This window comes from Glycomyces tritici, from assembly GCF_030403505.1.
The window spans coordinates 285,765-303,382 of the sequence record NZ_JAUEMJ010000007.1; the positions used below are offsets into that span (position 1 = coordinate 285,765).

The following is a 17,618-nucleotide window of genomic DNA, read 5'->3' on the forward strand; positions in this document are numbered from 1 at the left end:
ACTCCAATGTGATTCGGGCGGAAGGGCTGAGAAGGGCTAGCGCGGCTTGGCGACGGACTGCCGCCGGGCCACCGGGCAGGGCATGCGGTGCTGGACGGGCGCGGCCTCGGGGTCGTCGAGGCGGCGCAGCAGCTCCACGACCGCCCAGCGCCCCATGTCGTAGTGGGGGAGGGCGGCCGAGGTGAGCCCGGGATGCAGTGCCGGTGCGATGAGCTCCTGGTCGTCGTAGGAGACGACCGACAGGTCTGCGGGGATGGCGAGGCCGAGTTCGGCGGCGGCGCGGTAGACGCCCATGGCCATCCGGTCGTTGAAGCAGAAGACGGCGGTGGGCCGGTCGGGCCGGGCGAGCAGTACGAGCGCGCCTTCGTAGCCGAGCTGGGTGGTGGCGTGCTCGACCTCCACCAGCAGCGGCTCGGGGTCGACGCCGCACTCGGCGACCCGCTCGCGCCAGGTCTCGAGCCGGACGGCTCGGGCCTGGACCTGCTCGCGGGTGGTGACGTGCCCGATCCTGACGTGCCCCGCGCCGGTGAGCTCGGCGAGCACCCCGAGGGTGCCGCCGCGCTCGTCGGGCACGACCGAGGAGGCCGAGCCGTCGGCGGTGCGGGCGTCGAGCAGTACGCAAGGGGTGGAGCCCATCGCGTCCGGCACCGCCACCACCTGGTGGTACATGGTGGCGAGGAGGATGCCGTCGATCTGGCGCTCCTGGAGCGCGCCGATCGCCTCCTCGGTCTCGGCGGGGTCCCCCGAGGTGTCGACCATGAGCAGCAGGAACCCGGCCTCGCGGGCCGCGTCGTGGGCGCCGCGGATCATCTGGCCCGCGAACGGCGTGGTCGCCACGTCGTCGCCGACGAACCCGATCATCTGGGTCCGCCGCGTCCGCAGCCCCCGCGCCACCGTGTTCGGCCGGTACCCCAGCTCGGCGGCGGCGGCCCGGACCCGCTCGCGGGTCTCGGGGCCGATGCGCCGGCCCCCGGTGTCGTTGAGCGCCATGGAGGCCGTGGCCGTGGAGACGCCGGCCGCCCGTGCGACATCGGCCAATCGGGGCTGCTTGGTCACCGTTGACTTCCCTTCATCGGTTAATCGATTAACTAACGTGCCGCAACTCATCCGCATGAGTTCGTTAATCGATTAACGGAGAATCTACGACCGTTCGGAAACAACCCGGCCACGCTGATGTCACGGTTCGGTCACGACGCGCCGGGCCCGTGTTAGGAATGGGCATGGCTCAGCACCAGTCCTACGACGCCGTGATCGTCGGCGGCGGCCACAACGGCCTCGTCTCCGCCGCCTACCTGGCCCGTGCGGGACGACGCGTCCTCGTCCTGGAACGCCTGGGCCGCACCGGAGGCGCCGCCATCTCGGCACCCGCGTTCCCCGGCGTCGACGCCCGCCTCTCCCGGTACTCGTACCTGGTGAGCCTCCTGCCGCGCATGATCGTCGACGACCTCGGCCTGCGGTTCACCGTGCGCAAGCGCGGCGTCTCCTCCTACACGCCGACCGAGCGCGACGGCCGCTCCACCGGGCTCCTCGTCACTCGCGACTCGGCCCGGACCAGGGAGTCCTTCGCGAGGCTCACCGGCTCCGAACGCGAATTCGAGGCCTGGCAGGAGTTCTACGGCAAGGCCGCGCACGTGGCGGCCCGGGTCTTCCCCACCCTCACCGAACCACTGCCCACAGAGGACGAACTGCGCCGGCGGGTGGGCGACGACCGGATCTGGGACATGTTCTTCCGGCGGCCCCTCGGCGAGACGATCGAGCAGACGTTCACCGACGACCTCGTGCGCGGTGTCGTGCTCACCGACGGCCTCATCGGCACCTTCACCTCCGCCTGGGCCGAGGACCTGCGCCAGAACCGGTGCTTCCTCTACCACGTGATCGGCGGCGGCACCGGCGACTGGGACGTCCCCGTGGGCGGCATGGGCGCCCTCACCGACGAACTCGCCCGCGTCGCCCGGGCGGCCGGCGCGGAGATCCTCACCGGCCACGAGGTCACGGGGATCGCCACGGACGGCGAGCGCGCCGAAGTGGCCTACGAGAACGACCGGGGGAGCGGCACGGTCGACGCCCGGCACGTCCTGGTGAACGCCTCGCCCGAGGCGCTCGCCGACCTGCTCGGCCGGGAGCGGCCCGAACCCGCAGAAGGGGCGCAGCTCAAGGTCAACATGCTCCTCAAGCGGCTGCCGAGGCTGCGCGACGCCGGTGCGGACCCCCGCGAGGCCTTCGCCGGGACCTTCCACGTCGCCGAATCCTTCGCGCAGCTCGAAGCCGCCTACACCGAGGCGGCCTCCGGGCGGCTCCCGTCGCAGCCGCCCTCCGAGATCTACTGCCACTCCCTCTCCGACCCGTCGATCCTGGGGGAGGAGCTGGCGCGCGCGGGCTACCAGACCCTCACCCTCTTCGGACTCCACACGCCCGCAAGGCTTTTCGACGGCACCGGGGACGAGAGGGCGCGGCTGCTCGCGGCCACGGTCGCCCAGCTCGACCGGTACCTCGACGAGCCGCTCGCCGACTGCCTCGCCACGGACGGCGACGGCGCGCCGTGCATCGAGGCGAAGACCCCGGTCGACCTCGAACGCGACCTCAGGCTCCCCGGCGGCAACATCTTCCACCGCGACCTTTCCTGGCCGTTCCGCACCGATGCGGCGACCGGCCGCTGGGGCGTGGAGACCGAGCACCCCAACGTGCTCCTCTGCGGCGCCGGGGCCGTGCGCGGCGGCGGCGTGAGCGGGATCCCCGGGCGCAATGCGGCCATGGCCGTCCTCGAAGCCCGGCCGGGCGTCGGACCCCGGACGTAGACTGCCCGGCAGAGGCGAAGGAGGCGGCGATGCCAACGAAGGACGAGGTCATGGCCGAGCTGGCCGCACTCGAGGACCCGAGGATCCGCGAAGTGAACGAGCGGCACGGCGACGACCACGGCGTGAACCTCACCAAACTCCGCGCCGTCGCCAAGCGGCTGAAGACCCGGCAGGACCTCGCGCGGGAGCTCTGGGCCACCGGGGACACCGCCGCGCGCCTGCTCGCCCTGCTGATCTGCCGCCCGAAGGCCTTCGAACAGGACGAGCTCGACGCGATGCTGCGCGAGGCGCGGACCCCGAAGGTCCACGACTGGCTCGTGAACTACGTGGTCAAGAAGCACCCGCAGGCCGAAGCGCTCCGCCTGGCCTGGATCGACGACCCGGACCCGGTGACCGCCTCCGCCGGCTGGGCGCTGACGAGCGAACGCGTCCAGAAGCGGCCCGAGGGCCTCGACCTCACGGGCCTCCTCGACGTGATCGAAGCCGAGATGAAGGACGCCCCCGACCGCCTCCAATGGGCGATGAACCAGTGCCTCGCCCAGATCGGCATCTCGCACGCCGACCTCCGCGAGCGCGCCATCGCCATCGGCGAGCGGCTCGAAGTGCTCAAGGACTACCCGACGCCGCCGAACTGCACCTCGCCCTTCGCGCCCGTCTGGATCAACGAGATCGTGCGCCGCCAGAACGCCTGAGCGCGGACCCGATCGGCCGCGCCCCGCTACCGCACCGCGAAGATCCGGGCCGCCGGACCGGCCTGCACCTCCACGACCGGCCCGCCCTCGGCCGCGCGGACCTTCCACTCCGGCAGCGCGACCGGGTAGACCTGCTCCAGCGTCCGCCCGCGCAGCCCCGGCAGCCCGACCTCCACGGCCCCGCCCCGCGACCACACCGCCAGCAGCGACTCGTCCCCGGCGTCGAGCTGCAGCGCGAGCACGTCGTCGTCCCAACCGGGCAGGCCCAGCGGCCACACCGGGTGCGACACGGCGATCCGCTGCCGCCAGTCCTTGTGCAGCGCAATCGCTTCGCGCACCAATGCGAACTGCTCCTCGCCGAGCCCGCCGAGGAACCCCGAGAGGTAGAGCCGGCTCATCACGCCCGCCGTCATCGCGAACGCCGTCTCCTCCGAGCTCATCGCCTTGTCCGGGTACGCCCAGTTCCCCGCCTGCTCCGGCGCCACGCTCGCGGGCGCCGCCGCCGCGATCGCCGCATACAGCCGGAAGTCCTGCTGGTCGCTCGTCGACTGCAAGTGCGCCACGGACAGCAAGTTGTAGTCCATGCGCATCGCGCCTGAACCGCAGTTCTCGAACAAGACCTCCGGATGCCGCGCCTGCGCGTCGCTCAGCCACCCCCGGAACGCGAGCGTGTGCCCCAGCAGCCCGGCCCCCGGGCCGGCGGCGTCCACATCGGTCCCCACGCCGGAGTTCACGTTGTAGTCCAGCTTGAAGAACTCGATCCCGAACTCGGCCACGAGCCGGTCCACGGCCTCGTCCAGATGCGCGCGCGCCGCCGGGTGGCGGAAGTCGAGCTGGAAGTGCCCGGTCTCGCAGACCCGCTTGCCGAACCGCTGGAAGAACGCCGCGTCGGGCAGCTCCCGCCCCGCCTTCGCCTGCTCGCCGACCGCTTCGGGCTCGAGCCAGATCCCCGGCCGCATCCCCTTGGCGCGGATCGCCTCGATGACCGAGACCAGACCGCCGGTGAACAGCCCGGGGACCTCGCGCCAGTCGCCCGAGTCCGTCCACCAGTTCCCGGTCCCGTACCACCCGGCGTCGATGCAGTAGTACTCCGCGCCCGCCGCCGCGGCCGCCTCGATCAGCGGCAGCTCCTTCTCCGTGGAGGGACCGGCCATCAGCGTGTTCATGAAGTCGTTGTACACCAAGGGAAGCCGCGCATCGATCGGCCGCATCTCCCGGATCGCGCGCCGGTAGTCCGTGAGCGCCCCGAAGGCCGCGTCCCGCCCGCCCCCGGCGACGCAGAACCCCGCCGGCACCGTCGTGAACGCCTCGCCGGGCGCCAGACGCGCCGCGAACTGGTGGTACAGATCCGTCGGGCCGTACACCCCCACGATCACCGTGCCCTCGTGCTGCGAGGCCTCCCAGTGCCAGCCCGCGCTCGTCTCGGCCTGCCACGCGATCGAGGGCCCGTCCTCCAGGGCCAGGACCCCGGTCGGCAGGTACGCGCCGCTGGAGAACGACCCGTGGCTGGTCACGCCGAAGTTCCCCCGGTTGCGCCGACCGTGGAACCCCGGGTTGACGTTCGGCAGCAGCTCCTCGACGGGCCGCTGGTGCCAGCGCCCCTCGGCGAGCCATTCGCTCTCGCCCCACAGCAGGTCGTGCGCGGCTTCGGGCACCGCCACGATCGCGGAGGCCACGTTGAGGAGCACGACCTCCTCGGCGGTGGCGTTGCGGACGGTGTGCCGGATCTGGAGCCCCGGCCCCGCGGCGCGGAAACTGCTGTGGACCTCGATGCCGGACCCCGGCTCGCGCTGGCTGATGCGCAGCTCGTCGCCGTCCGCTTCGTGGCCGGTGTAGCGCAGGCGCGGCCCGGAGCCCCAGTGCAGGAGGCTCTGGTCGGGGCGGGCGCGGTGCTCGCCTGCGGTGCTGTAGTCGGCGACGGGCATGGGCGCGACCACCGATGGGGCGTCCGGGCCGGTCGCCCAGTGGGCGAGCCGGACGGGGTGGTCCTCGCCGTGCTCGAATCGCAGGTGCATGCCGGGCCGGGACCACTCGAAGGCGGTCGCGGGGCCGGGGTGCCGAGGGGGCGTCACTGCCACTTTTTGCTCCACTTTGGATCGTTGTGTGCCGGAGGGTCAACGAATCAAGCTAGTGGCCGTGCGTGGCGAGCACAAGGGTCGAGCCCTTGAAATTATGCGATGAATGCCGCGGGATATGGCGGTCATTTGGTCATAAAAGGTACATCAATGTCTACACAGCAAGCAGGATCATGACAATAGATATGATGTTTCTATGCCCGTATCCGTCACGGTTCGAGCGGCGATTCCTCGTCTTCAGTGGGGAGGAACGGCAGCGAGTCCTCGACGCCCAAGAGGTGGTTGGCCATGCGGATGCGGGCCGCGTCGGGGTCGCGGTACTTCAGGGCCCGCCAGATGGCGTGGTGCTCGCCGTGCGTGCGCCGGTCGATGCCCTCCTCGCGCAGGCTCCGCCACAACCGCTCTCTGATGGTGCGGCTGGCGAAGGTCTCGATCATGCCGGTGAGCACGGGATTGCCCGTGTGCGCGGCGATGATGCGGTGGAAGGCGATGTCGATCTCGATGATCCGCTCGTGCGCGTCGGGGTGCTCATCGAGGATGCGGCCGGCCTCGTCCAGCAGGGTCTCGGCCTCCTTGAGCGCGTCGTCGGTGATCCGGGTGGCGGCGAGGCGGGCCGCCTCGCATTCGAGCAGGCGGCGGATCGCGTGGAGGTGCAGGGTCTGCCCGTCGCCCTGGAGGTCGACGACGAAGCCCATCGGCGCGAGCAGCTGCGAGACGTCGAGGTCGGTCACATACGTGCCGTCGCCCTGGCGCGAGTTGAGGATGCCGAGGATCGACAGGGCCCGGACGCCTTCGCGGAGGGAGCCGCGGGAGACGCCCAGGGTCTCGGCGAGCTCCTTCTCCACGGGCAGGCGTTCACCGGGGCGCAGATCGCCGTTGAGGATCATGTGTTTGATGCCGTTGACGACATCGTCCGTGCGGGACATGGGTGCAAGTATCGCCGAGTCGCGTCAGAACCGCAAGAATGGTCGGATCTTTCAGGTCACGATCCCGTGGTACGGGCGGGACGCTGAGAGGGCCTTCCGATCCCGGCGCAGTGTGCAGTCTGCGTTGCCCGGTTCGGAAGGCCCTCGGCCGCGAGCGGTACGACAGCGAATCGACCCCCCGACCCTCACATCGTGCCCGCGGCCGTCCCGGAGGCGAGCCCCCGGGACGTCTCTACCCCTTGATGGCCCCCGTGATGACGGCCTTGGTGAAGTGCTTCTGGATGAACGGGTACATGATCACGATCGGGAGGACCGTGCAGACCACGACCGCCATCTTCAGGGCCGCGGTGGGCGCGGCCTCGCCCTGGTCCTGGTACTGCGCCGTGGCCGAGGCGCCCTCGGGCAGGCCCTGCGTGGACATGAGCATCCGCTGGAGGACGACCTGGATCGGCTGGGTCTCCAGGCCGGGCGTGTAGAGCACGGCCGAGAAGTAGATGTTCCAGTAGCCCACGGCGTAGAACAGGGCGACGACCGCGAGGATCGCCTTCGACATCGGCAGCACGATCGTCAGGAGGATCCGGAACTCGCCGGCGCCGTCGATGCGGGCCGCGTCCAGCAGCTCGCCGGGGATCGTGTTCATGAAGAACGCCCGGAGCACGATCAGGTTGAAGGCGCTCAGCGCGACCGGCAGGATCAGCGACAGGTAGTCGTTGAACAGGCCGAGCTTCTGCACCACCAGGAAGCTGGGGTACATGCCGGGGCCGAACAGGAACGTGAACAGCACGAGCATGAGTATCGGCCGGTGCAGGAACGAGCCGGTGCGCGAGAGCGCGTAGGCCCCGCAGATCGTGAGCACCATGCTGAAGGCGGTGCCGCCCACCGTGAGTACCACGGTGAGGATCAGCGAGTCGGTGAGCGCGCCGCCGGAGAAGATCTCCTGGTAGGCGCTGAGGCTCAGGTCGGTCGGGATGAGCAGCAGGTTCCCGCCCGCTCGGGAGAGGGCGTCCTCGCTGGCGAAGCTGGTGGCCACGATCGCCCAGAGCGGCACCAGGATCGCTGCCGCGTAGGCGATCAGGAACAGGGCCTTCACGCTCTTGCCGACGAGGGAGGGCTCCTCGTCCCAGACGGGACGGGCGCTCTTGCGGGGCTTGGGCTTGATGTCTACGGCGGTCATGACTTCTGGTAGATCCCTTGCTCTCCGAGGCGGTGCGCGACCTTGTTGGCGGCGAGGATCAGGACGAGTCCGATCGCGCCCTTGAACAGGCCGGCCGCGGTGCCGAACGAGGCCCCTTCGGTGCCGATGACGCTGCGGTAGTACACGTAGGTGTCCAGCACTTCGGTGGCCTGGTAGCCGATGGCGTTGCGCTGCAGCTGGTACTGCTCGAAGCCGACGGAGAGGATGCCGCCGATCTGGAGGATGAGCAGGAGGATGATGACGGGCCTGATCCCGGGCAGGGTGATGTGCCACATCCGCCGCCAGCGGTTGGCGCCGTCGACCGCGGCGGCCTCGTAGAGGCTCGGGTTGATGGAGGCGAGGGCCGCGAGGAAGATGATCATGCCCCAGCCGGCGTCCTTCCACGCCCACTGCATCCACGCGAGCACCAGGAAGGTGTCCGGGTTGGAGGTGAAGGTGAGGCGGTCGCCGCCGAGGCTCATGAGCCAGTTGGAGACGAGCCCGTCGGCGCCCAGGACCTGGACGAACACGGTGACGACCAGGACCCAGGAGAAGAAGTACGGCAGGTACACGATCGACTGGAACGTGCTGCGGACCTTGGTGGAGACCACCGAGTGCATGACCAGTGCGAGCACGACCGAGAGCGGGAACAGGAACAGCAGGTGCGCGGCGGCGAACTTCAGCGTGTTCAGCAGCGCCGGAACGAAGTACGGGTCGTTGAAGAGCCGCTCGAACCACGCGAAGCCGACGAACGGGTTCTCCCAGAACGGCCGGTGGGGGCTGTAGTCCATGAACGCGATGATGTTCCAGGCCGAAGGCCAGTAGAAGAACAGCGCGAGCTGGACGAGCACCGGGAGGGCGAGCACCAGGAGGGGCCAGTCGTGCCGCAGCCGCTGGGCGGCGGACCGCTTGCGCTTGACGATGCGCGCGTTCGGAGTCCGGGCCGTGGTCGGCGGGGCCTCGCTTTGCATAGTTGCCATGGGAATTCCAGTCTCAAGTCCGAGGTCGGCGGGTGTGAGCGGCCGGGCCGCCCGCGCTGCGGGCGGCCCGGTGCCCGTCACTGCTCGTTGAGGCTCTTGTAGATGTCGGTGTAGAAGCCGCGGGCCTCTTCGCCGCCGTTCGCCATGAAGGTGGCGACGATGTCGGGGATGGTGGAGAGGTCGGCGCGGCCGTAGGCGATGTCGTTCTGCTGGTCGTTGAAGGTCTGCGAGGCCGACTTGGCCGCCGCCGGGGCCTCGATGCGCACGCCCTCGAAGATGCTCGGCACGATGAACTCCTGGCACGAGGCGTTGAACTCGAAGTGCGCCTGGACGACCTCGGGGATGCCGGTGAGGAACCGCTGGACCTTGCCGGAGTACTGCTTGAGGTTGACCGGGGCCAGGACGACCTTCTGGCCGTGCTCGGTGTGGACCGGGTTGCCGGTGGCGTCGTACTCGAAGTGCTCGCCTTCGACGCCGTACTCCAGAAGCTCGTTCTCCTTGGTGCCGAACGGTGCGGAGCACCAGTTGGCGACGTCGAGGAGCTCCTCGACCTGCTCCCTGGAGAGGTCCTTGTTCAGGAAGGTCCAGCCGTCGACGGAGGTGCCGGCCTTGAGCGTGGGCTTGCGGCCCTTCGCGCCGATCGGCGGCACGGGGGCGATCGCGCCCGTGGCGGTGCCGTCCTTGACCTTGGCCGCGTACTCGTACCAGCGGACCGGGTTCTCCTGGGAGAACAGCGTGGTCCCGGCGATCTGCATCGCCCCGTTGTCCAGCGTGCCGGTGGGCGCGTCCGGGTGGATGAGCTTCTCGTCCCACAGGGTGCGGCGGAACTCCAGCAGCTCGGTGAACTCGGGCTTCTCGCAGTCGTTGACGAGCTTGCCCTGCTCCTCGTCCCAGGACCAGCCCTCGTCGCCGACGAGGCCGAAGAGCTGCGGGAGGATCCAATCGACGGCGCCGAAGGCCCACTTGCCGTTGGCGTCGTCCGACCACTTCCGGCAGGCCTCGAGCAGCTCCTCGACCGTGGTCGGCATCGCGATGCCCGCGGCCTCCATGAGGTCGACGCGGGTGAACAGGGCGTTGCCCGGGCCGCCGCTGAAGGTGGCGGGGATGCCGTAGAGGCGCGCGGTCTCGGGGTCGCTCGCGTCCGTGGACCAGACCGACTGCGCCCAGGACTGGGTCGGCAGGCCGGCCAGGAGCGGCCAGCGCCCGGAGATGTCGCCCTTGAGGATGTCGGTCAGGTCGTAGAAGGTGTTGACCACGGTCTCGGGGAAGTTCGTGTGGGAGCCGAGCATCCAGCTGAAGAGCAGCATGCCGTCGCCGTACTCGTTGGCGTTGAGCCACTGGACCGAGGTGTCGGCGTACGTGTTGCCGTCGGCCTGGCGCAGGTTGATGGTCGTGCCGCCCCAGGCGTCGCGCAGCGCCGCGAAGTAGGGGTCGTCGTTCGAGGGGGCCTCGCCCCAGAACGGGACGGTGATCTCGTAGGTGCCGCTGTTCGAGGGCACCTCGGTGATGGCCTCGACCGGCTCGGGGTACGAGGTGAACGCGGAGGGGTGGTTCGGCGGGTCGCCGATCAGGTCGGGCTCGGCCGGGAGCGGCCATTCCTTGTACTCGGGCAGGAAGTCGAAGCCCTCGGTCGCCTGGGTGGAGCCTTCGCCGGTCTTGATGTCGGAGCAGGCGGCGGCGAAGGGGAGTCCCGCAGCGCCGACGGCGCCGAGACCGGCGACCTTGAAGAGGGAGCGGCGCCGCATCGGTGCGGAGGAGGAGTCGGGCATCGTAGGCCTTTCATTCGCGCTGCCATGAGGGATGAAGACAGCAAGGGATCTAAATTTGGATATGCCTTCAAACAAAAGTAAGCCAGGTGGAGCAGGTTAGGCAAGACCTCAAGCAATCTAAAGATCAGATGATTCCGTAGTCATACGGGATCGATGCGAAGCCGTTATGCGGCAAACGCTGGCATTTCTCTCCCTCGTGCTAGAAGTTCGCCACGAGTCATCGGATCATTGCTCACTGAATCGCGAAGATCCGGGCGGCCGGCCCGGCGGGCACTTCGAGCACCGGCGCGCCGTCGCCGGTGCGGATCGTCCACTGCGGCAGCGCGGCCGGGTACACCTGCGCCACGGTCCGCCCCTCCAGCTCCGGCAGCGCGATCTCGGCGGCCCCGCCCCGCGACCACACCGCCAGCAGCGACTGCGGGCCCGCGTCGAGCTGCAGCGCCACGACCTCGTCCTCCCAGCGCGGCAGCCCGAGCGGCCACGTCGGCACCGCCTCGGCGATGCGGTGGCGCCAGTCCTTGTGGAGCATGACGGCCTCGCGCACCAGCGCCGACTGCTCCGCGCTCAGCTCGTTCAGGAACCCGGACAGGTAGATCCGCCCGACGACGCCCGCCGTCATCGCGAACGCCGTCTCCTCCAGGCTCATCGACGCGGCCGGATACGCCCAGTTGCCGGCCTGCTCGGGGAGCACGCTCGCGGGGGCGGCGGCGGCGATCGGCGCATACGACCGGAACTCCTGCTGGTCGCTCGTGGACTGCAGGTGCACCACGGAGAGGAGGTTGTAGTCCATGCGCATCGCGCCCGAACCGCAGTTCTCGAACAGCAGGCCCGGGTGGCGCTCCTGCGCGTCGCGCAGCCAGTCCGTGTACGCCAGGGTGTGCCCCAGGAGCCCGGCCCCCGGACCCGCGGCGTCCACATCGGTCCCCAGCCCCGTGTTCGTGTTGTAGTCGAGCTTGAAGAACCCGATCCCGAACTCGTCCACGAGCCGGTCGACCGTCTCGTCCAGATGCGCCCGCGCCGCCGGGTGCCGCAGGTCGAGCTGGAAGTGCCCGGCCTCGCTGACGCGCTCGCCGAACCGCTGGAAGAACGCCTCGTCCGGCAGCCGCTTCGCCATCGGCGACTCGACGCCCACCGCCTCCGGCTCCAGCCACAACCCGGGCCGCATGCCGTTGGCGCGGATGGCGTCGATGACCGACAGCAGCCCGCCCGTGAACCGCTCGGGCGCCTCGAGCCACTCGCCGGCGTTGGTCCACCAGTTGCCCTCCAGGGCGGCGAACCAGCCGGCGTCGATGCAGAAGTACTCCGCGCCCGCCTCGCCCGCCGACTCGATGAGCGGCAGCAGCCGCTCCGTGGTCGGCCAGCCCATGAGCGTGTTCATGAAGTCGTTGTAGACCACCGGCAGTCGCGCGTCGACCGGGCGCACCTCACGGATCGCACGCCGGTAGCCGGTGAGGGCCGCGAAGGCCGCGTCCCTGCCGCCGTCGGCGATGCAGACGCCGGCGGGCACCGAGGTGAACGCCTCGCCCGGCGCCAGGCGCGCGGCGAACTGGTGGTGCATGTCGGTCGCGCCGTGCACGCCCACGGTCACCGTCCCGCCGGTCAGCGCCGTCTCCCAGTGCCATCCGGCGCTGGTCTCGACCTGCCATGCCAGCGAGGGGCCGTCGGCGTTCGCCAGGACACCGGTCGGCAGGAACGTACCGCTCGACCAGCTGCCGTGGCTGGTCAGCGAGAACAGGCCGCGCGAGTACTGGCCGCCGTGGAGCTCCGGGTGGGTGTCGGGCAGCAGGTCGTGCAGCGGGCGCTGGTGCCAGCGCCCCTCGGCCAGCCACTCGCTCTCGCCCCACAGCAGTTCCTGCCCGCCCGTGTCGGGCACGGCCACGACCGCCGAGCTCACCGAGAGCAGCACGAGTTCGCGCTCGGACCCGTTGCGCACCGTGTGCCGGATCTGGAGGCCCGGTCCGGCGGCCCGGAACACGCTGGTCACCTCGAGGCCGGTCTCGTGGTCGTGCTGGGTGATCCGCAGTTCGCCGTCGAGCGATTCGCGCCCGGCGTAGCGCAGCCGCTGCCCGGCCCCCGAGTGCAGAAGGGTCTGGTTGTTGCGGGCGCGGTGCTCGCCGGGGGTGTAGACGTCCACGATCGCCCAGGGTGCAGCGGCCGAAGGCGCATCGGGTCCGGTCGCGAGGCGCACGAGCCGCACCGGGCGGTCGTCGGCGTGGTCGAAACCGAGGTGCAGGCCCGGCGCGGCCCACTCGAAGGCCGGTTGCTCGTCGGGGCGGCGCGAGGCGGTCGGAGGCACTGCGGGCTCCACTCTGGATAGAGATACATGGATGCGTCAACGAATCAAGCTATCCGGGCGCTCGGCCGTGTACAAGGGCCTGCACCGGAAAAAAGCCGATGAATCTTCCAGAAGTTGCAGACGGTAGTGGGATGAAATATCGCTATTTCATCATCAAACGGTCATTTCCACGGTGATGTGGTACGCGATTGCCAAGATAGATATGACCTATTCGCTCGCCCTGGCCGAGTGGCAAGGTCACGGCTTGGACAATTTAGTTTCAACGGGTGACCGAACATTGACAGCGGCCAGTGAGGTATAGCAGTCTTTCCATATCTCTCCCCGCGGTCACCCGTCCGCGGAAGAGCCGGCATCACGCCCATCGCACCCCTCCGCGCTCGCGGACCGTCCCAGGGTGCGCCGAAAGGGGAAACTCCGTTGATACGCAAGGCAATGAGGCTGCTCCTGGCAGCCCCGATCGCGCTCTCCATGCTGGCCGTCCCGGCCGCATCGCAGGCGCAGGACGCTGAGCCCCAGACCGCCGAGGAGATCGTCGCGGCCATGCAGCCGGGCTGGAACCTCGGCAACTCCTTCGACGCCATGTGCTGCAGCCCCGGCGCCGACGAGACCGCCTGGGGCAACCCGCGGGTCGACGACACCTTCTTCGACGACATCGCCGCCGAGGGCTTCAACTCGGTCCGCATCCCCGTCAGCTGGGGCAACCACACCGGCCCCGCGCCCGACTACACCATCGACCCCGCCGTCATGGCCCGCGTCAAGCAGGCCGTCGACCGCGCCCTCGCCGCCGACCTCTACGTCATGATCAACACGCACCACGACTCGTGGCAGTGGATCACGAAGCTGGCCGACCCCGAGCAGCACGACCAGGTCAAGGCCCAGTTCGACGCCACCTGGGTCCAGATCGCGGACACCTTCGAGGACTACCCGCAGGAACTGGCGTTCGAGCCCCTCAACGAGGTGGGCTTCGATGAGGCCCTGACCCCGGGGAACGATCTCGACCACGAGCTCATGGCCGAGTTGAACAGCTCGTTCCACGCGATCGTGCGCGGTTCCGGCGGTGGCAACGCCGACCGCCTCCTGGTCCTGGAGACGCTCCACACCTCGGCAGACCAGGTCCACTTGGACGCGCTCGCCGCCGAGATCGAGGCGCTGGACGACCCGATGCTGGCCGCGACCACGCACAACTACAGCTTCTGGCCCTTCAGCGTCAACGTCGCCGGGTACCCCTCGTACAACGAGGAGGTGCAGGACATGCTCGAAGCGACCTTCCAGGCCCATGTCGACACCTTCACCTCCAAGGGCATCCCGGTCATCATCGGCGAGTACAGCCTGCTCGACAACTACGACCGCAAGGTCGAGCGCGGCGAGGTCCTGAAGTTCTTCGAGCACTTCGGCTACCTGGCCCGCACCTCCGGCATCACGACCATGTGGTGGGACAACGGCACGCACTTCGACCGCTTCAAGCGCGAGTGGCGCGACCAGGAGCAGTTCGACTACATCTCCACGGCCTGGACCACCCGCTCGGGTACCGCCGCCTCGGACCTGCTGTTCGTCGACGCCTCGGACAAGATCACCGACAAGTCGATCACCTTGAACCTCAACGGTCTTGAGTTCGACAGGGTGAAGTTCGGGACCACTACGTTGAAAGCCGGCAAGGACTACTCGCTGAGCGGCACGACCTTGACGATCAAGGCGAAGGTCCTGAAGCGCATCCTCGGCGACCGCGAGGTCGGCTCCAGCGCGCAGCTGAAGATCTTCTTCTCCGAAGGCATGCCCTGGAAGCTCAACGTCATCAACTCCGAGGACCCCTCGGTCGAGGACGCCACGGGCACCAACGCGTCGTTGACGATCCCCACGGCGTTCAACGGCGACCAGATGTCCACCATGGAGTCCGTCTACGCGGACGGCAGCGGGGCCGGCTACCACAACTGGGCCACGTTCCCGGAATTCTGGGACGACTTCAGGCCCGACTACGAGAACGGGACCATCCTGCTGACCAAGCGGTACCTGGACAGCCTCAAGGACGGCGAGCAGGTCTTCCTGACCCTCCACTTCTGGAGCGGCCAGACGATCGAGTACACCGTGGTCCGCAACGGCGAGACCGTCACCGGCGCGGTCGCTTAGCAACCGCACCTCGTAATGCCAAGGGGCGCAGTCCTTCACGGACTGCGCCCCGCTTCGCGTTCAGGCCTTCGGCTCCCAGGGCACGGCGGCGCTGAAACACGTGCCGAGGAGGCGGGAGAGGTTCCAGTAGTCGTCGTCCACGGGCTCGTGCTCGCCCAGGAGCATGCGGGCCGCCGGGAACGGGCGCCCGGCCCGCAGCTGCGCGATCTCGATGAGGTCGGCGCGCTCGGCATCCGGGTCGCGGACCTCCTCCATGCCGGTCAGTGCGCGGCGGACCGCCGGCTGGAAGGTGCCCTCCTCCCACAGGCCTTCGATCTCATCGAGCTCGATCGTGATGAACCGGCCCGGCGCGGTCGCCACGGCCTGCCTAAGCATCGCGGCGTGGTCGTCAAGGGGCCCTTCGGCGGCGAAGAGCCGGTTCAGCGCGGGCAGGGCGGCGTCGAGCTGGGTGAGCGCGCGGTCCTTGGCGACCAGTGGCGCGACGGCCTCGACCACGTCGCCCTCCTTGCCGCCCGGCACTTCGACGAAGTCGCCGGTCTTCGGGTCCCACTCGGCGACGTAGGCGTCCGGGTCGGCCTCGATCACGATGGTCTGCGTCCTGATGTCCGCCGGGCGGAAGAGGGCGAGCCACAGCAGCGGCACGCAGCGGGCGTCGTAGGCGACGACGCCGGTATCGGGTGCGAAGCCCGCCACCGTGGTCGAGGGGTACAGGGAGTCCCGGTCGGCGGTGCAGAGGTACGAGGAGTTCGGCATGGCCGGAGCCTATCCGGCACCTCCGACACGGCGAGCGCTCCGGGTTGACCGGATATCGACAACTGTCTATGGTGGGGAGAACGAAACATTCGTCCTCAATGTCGAACGTTTCGAGACATGCGGTGTGCGCCGACCCCGGCGCCTCCCGCAGCCGCGGCGCATCCCGGCCCCGGCCCCCCGACCCGTCAGAAAACCCGAACCTGGAGTTCGCATGAGACTGAGAGCGCTCACATCACGAGGTCGCGGCGTCGCCGCGCTCCTCATAGCCTTCCTGATGGTCCTGTCCGCCCAACTGCTCGCGCCCCAAGCGGCGCAAGCGCAGACCGGGCTCACCGTGAACCTCGCCTCCAACGCCGGCCCGTCCGAGGGCGTCGGACTCGGCTTCCTCTACGGCATCAACGCGGACGGCTCCCAGCCGCCCGCGTCGCTCCTGGAACCCCTGCGCATGAACGCCTACCGCGCGGGCGGCCACATGACCCGCGGCTGGATCGAGGACGGGTACCGCAACGGCCAGGCCACCCAGACCATCCTCGCCTCGATCACCTCCCAGGCGCGGCGCTTCACCGCCGCCCCCTACAACGCCCAGTACCAGGCCATCCTCAGCGACATGTACGGCGCGTACGGCGGCCAGGGCGCGAACACCATGTACCCCTGCGACAACGGCAACTGCTCGAACTGGGTGACCTTCCTCGAGACCGTCGTCGGGCAGCTGCGCGACACCGGACTGCCGATCGCCTACGACATCTGGAACGAGCCGGACATCGACATCTTCTGGACGCGCGGGGTCAACAGCCCCCAGTACTTCCAGATGTGGGACACCGCCGTCCGCACCATCCAGCGCGTCGACCCCGACGCCGAGATCGTCGGCCCCTCCTTCGCGTACACGCCCGACCGCCGCCCCGAGCAGTGGCAGACCTTCCTCTCGCACGTGAAGGCCGCCGGGACCCTGCCGGACATGATCGCCAACCACACCCTCGGCAACGTCGACGACCCGGTGCGGGTGGGCGACTCCACGCTCGCAGCGCTGGCCGCCAACGGCATCCCGGCGCTTCCGCTCTCCGCCAACGAGTACCAGCCGCAGAACATGCAGACCGCCAACGTCACCGCCTGGTACCTGGCCCGGTTCGCGCAGTCCGACTACGACAACGCGATGCGCGGCAACTGGGTCTGCTGCCTCACCCCGAACCTGACCGGGCTGCTGACGCAGGTCAACGGCACCTGGGGCCCGACGGGCAACTGGTGGGCGATGAAGTCCTATGCGGACATGACCGGAACGCTCCTGCAGACCTCCGGCCAGGTCAACGGCACCGCGATCTCGGCGTCGAAGGACGAGGCCGCGCGCCGGGCGGTCGCGGTCCTGGGCAACATCAACGGCGCCACCGGGGCCACCTCGGTCACCTTCAACGGTCTGGCGTCGGTGCCGTGGCTGACCGAGGGCGGGAACGTCCACGTCACCGTCAACCGCATGCCCGAGGGGGCGCTGAGCGCGCCGCAGGTCGTGTACAACCAGGACGTGAGCACCGCGAGCGGTTCGATCACGATCCCGTTCAACATCCAGAACGGCAACGACGCGTACTCCGTCTACCTCACCCCGGCGACCGGGGGCGGCGGCGAGGACGCCGGCCAGCTCCGCTCGGCCGCGTCCGGACGCTGCATGGACGTGCCGAACTCGGCGACGACCAACGGCACCCGCGTCCAGATCTGGGACTGCCACACCGGCGCCAACCAGCAGTGGACGCTGAGCACCGGCGGCGAACTCTCCGTCTACAGCGGAGGGACGCGGCGCTGCCTCGACGCGTACGGGAACCAGACGACCGCGGGCACGGCCGTGATCATCTGGTCCTGCCACGGCGGCGCGAACCAGCGCTGGACGATGCAAGCCGACGGCACCGTGAGGAACGCGCTCTCGGGCCTGTGCCTCGACGTCAACGGCGCGGCCACGGCGAACGGCACCCAGGCGGTGCTGTGGACCTGCCACGGCCAGCCCAACCAGCGGTGGACCCTAGGCTGAGTCCACGCTCCGCCCGCCCGCGG

The 17,618-nt window shown here is 69.5% G+C and carries 12 protein-coding genes; 4 read left to right on the top strand and 8 right to left on the bottom strand.

Features of this window, described 5'->3' with window-relative positions:
• Positions 1-36 precede the first annotated feature (36 nt).
• The gene (locus QWI33_RS21650) at positions 37-1,056 is read right to left on the bottom strand and encodes a LacI family DNA-binding transcriptional regulator (RefSeq protein WP_289958461.1); all 1,020 of its coding nucleotides are present in this window, start codon (positions 1,054-1,056) and stop codon (positions 37-39) included.
• A gap of 164 nt (positions 1,057-1,220) precedes the next feature.
• On the opposite strand from QWI33_RS21650, the gene QWI33_RS21655 reads away from it, so the two are divergent.
• Positions 1,221-2,795 carry a phytoene desaturase family protein gene (locus tag QWI33_RS21655; RefSeq protein WP_289958462.1) on the top strand — a complete coding sequence of 525 codons (1,575 nt, stop codon included), beginning with the start codon at positions 1,221-1,223 and terminating at the stop codon, positions 2,793-2,795.
• 29 nt (positions 2,796-2,824) lie between these two features.
• A complete protein-coding gene (locus QWI33_RS21660; RefSeq protein WP_289958463.1) occupies positions 2,825-3,487 on the top strand; it encodes a DNA alkylation repair protein in 663 nt (220 codons plus the stop codon).
• A gap of 26 nt (positions 3,488-3,513) precedes the next feature.
• Here QWI33_RS21660 and QWI33_RS21665 read toward each other — a convergent pair whose 3' ends face one another.
• The 6 genes from QWI33_RS21665 to QWI33_RS21690 form a co-directional block, all read right to left on the bottom strand.
• Positions 3,514-5,565 carry an alpha-galactosidase gene (locus QWI33_RS21665; RefSeq protein ID WP_289958464.1) on the bottom strand — a complete coding sequence of 684 codons (2,052 nt, stop codon included), beginning with the start codon at positions 5,563-5,565 and terminating at the stop codon, positions 3,514-3,516.
• Positions 5,566-5,771: 206 nt separating this feature from the next.
• Positions 5,772-6,488 carry a FadR/GntR family transcriptional regulator gene (locus tag QWI33_RS21670; RefSeq protein WP_289958465.1) on the bottom strand — a complete coding sequence of 239 codons (717 nt, stop codon included), beginning with the start codon at positions 6,486-6,488 and terminating at the stop codon, positions 5,772-5,774.
• 232 nt (positions 6,489-6,720) lie between these two features.
• Positions 6,721-7,662, bottom strand: coding sequence for a carbohydrate ABC transporter permease (locus QWI33_RS21675; RefSeq protein ID WP_289958466.1), 942 nt, complete (start codon positions 7,660-7,662; stop codon positions 6,721-6,723).
• Complete coding sequence (locus QWI33_RS21680) at positions 7,659-8,642, bottom strand: ABC transporter permease (protein ID WP_289958467.1); 984 nt, start codon at positions 8,640-8,642, stop codon at positions 7,659-7,661. Before QWI33_RS21680 ends, QWI33_RS21675 begins: the two co-directional genes overlap by 4 nt.
• A 77-nt stretch (positions 8,643-8,719) precedes the next feature.
• A complete protein-coding gene (locus QWI33_RS21685; protein ID WP_289958468.1) occupies positions 8,720-10,411 on the bottom strand; it encodes a type 2 periplasmic-binding domain-containing protein in 1,692 nt (563 codons plus the stop codon).
• A 232-nt stretch (positions 10,412-10,643) separates the two neighbouring features.
• Entirely contained in the window at positions 10,644-12,707 is a 2,064-nt protein-coding gene (locus QWI33_RS21690) for a glycoside hydrolase family 36 protein (RefSeq protein WP_289958469.1), read from the bottom strand.
• A gap of 432 nt (positions 12,708-13,139) precedes the next feature.
• Here QWI33_RS21690 and QWI33_RS21695 point away from each other — a divergent pair, with 432 nt between their 5' ends.
• On the top strand, positions 13,140-14,831 hold the full coding sequence (locus tag QWI33_RS21695; RefSeq protein WP_289958470.1) for a cellulase family glycosylhydrolase: 1,692 nt from the start codon (positions 13,140-13,142) through the stop codon (positions 14,829-14,831).
• A gap of 60 nt (positions 14,832-14,891) precedes the next feature.
• Here the strand turns inward: QWI33_RS21695 and QWI33_RS21700 are convergent, their stop codons facing one another.
• Positions 14,892-15,584, bottom strand: coding sequence for a hypothetical protein (locus QWI33_RS21700; RefSeq protein WP_289958471.1), 693 nt, complete (start codon positions 15,582-15,584; stop codon positions 14,892-14,894).
• 211 nt (positions 15,585-15,795) lie between these two features.
• Here QWI33_RS21700 and QWI33_RS21705 point away from each other — a divergent pair, with 211 nt between their 5' ends.
• Positions 15,796-17,595, top strand: coding sequence for an RICIN domain-containing protein (locus QWI33_RS21705; RefSeq protein ID WP_289958472.1), 1,800 nt, complete (start codon positions 15,796-15,798; stop codon positions 17,593-17,595).
• The last annotated feature ends 23 nt before the right edge of the window (positions 17,596-17,618 follow it).

Coding starts and splice junctions, on each gene's coding strand:
- QWI33_RS21655 (WP_289958462.1), top strand. CDS start 1,221: ATGGCTCAGCACCAGTCCTACGACGCCGTGATCGTCGGCGGCGGCCAC.
- QWI33_RS21660 (WP_289958463.1), top strand. CDS start 2,825: ATGCCAACGAAGGACGAGGTCATGGCCGAGCTGGCCGCACTCGAGGAC.
- QWI33_RS21670 (WP_289958465.1), bottom strand. CDS start 6,488: ATGTCCCGCACGGACGATGTCGTCAACGGCATCAAACACATGATCCTC.
- QWI33_RS21675 (WP_289958466.1), bottom strand. CDS start 7,662: ATGACCGCCGTAGACATCAAGCCCAAGCCCCGCAAGAGCGCCCGTCCC.
- QWI33_RS21680 (WP_289958467.1), bottom strand. CDS start 8,642: ATGGCAACTATGCAAAGCGAGGCCCCGCCGACCACGGCCCGGACTCCG.
- QWI33_RS21685 (WP_289958468.1), bottom strand. CDS start 10,411: ATGCCCGACTCCTCCTCCGCACCGATGCGGCGCCGCTCCCTCTTCAAG.
- QWI33_RS21695 (WP_289958470.1), top strand. CDS start 13,140: ATGAGGCTGCTCCTGGCAGCCCCGATCGCGCTCTCCATGCTGGCCGTC.
- QWI33_RS21700 (WP_289958471.1), bottom strand. CDS start 15,584: ATGCCGAACTCCTCGTACCTCTGCACCGCCGACCGGGACTCCCTGTAC.
- QWI33_RS21705 (WP_289958472.1), top strand. CDS start 15,796: ATGAGACTGAGAGCGCTCACATCACGAGGTCGCGGCGTCGCCGCGCTC.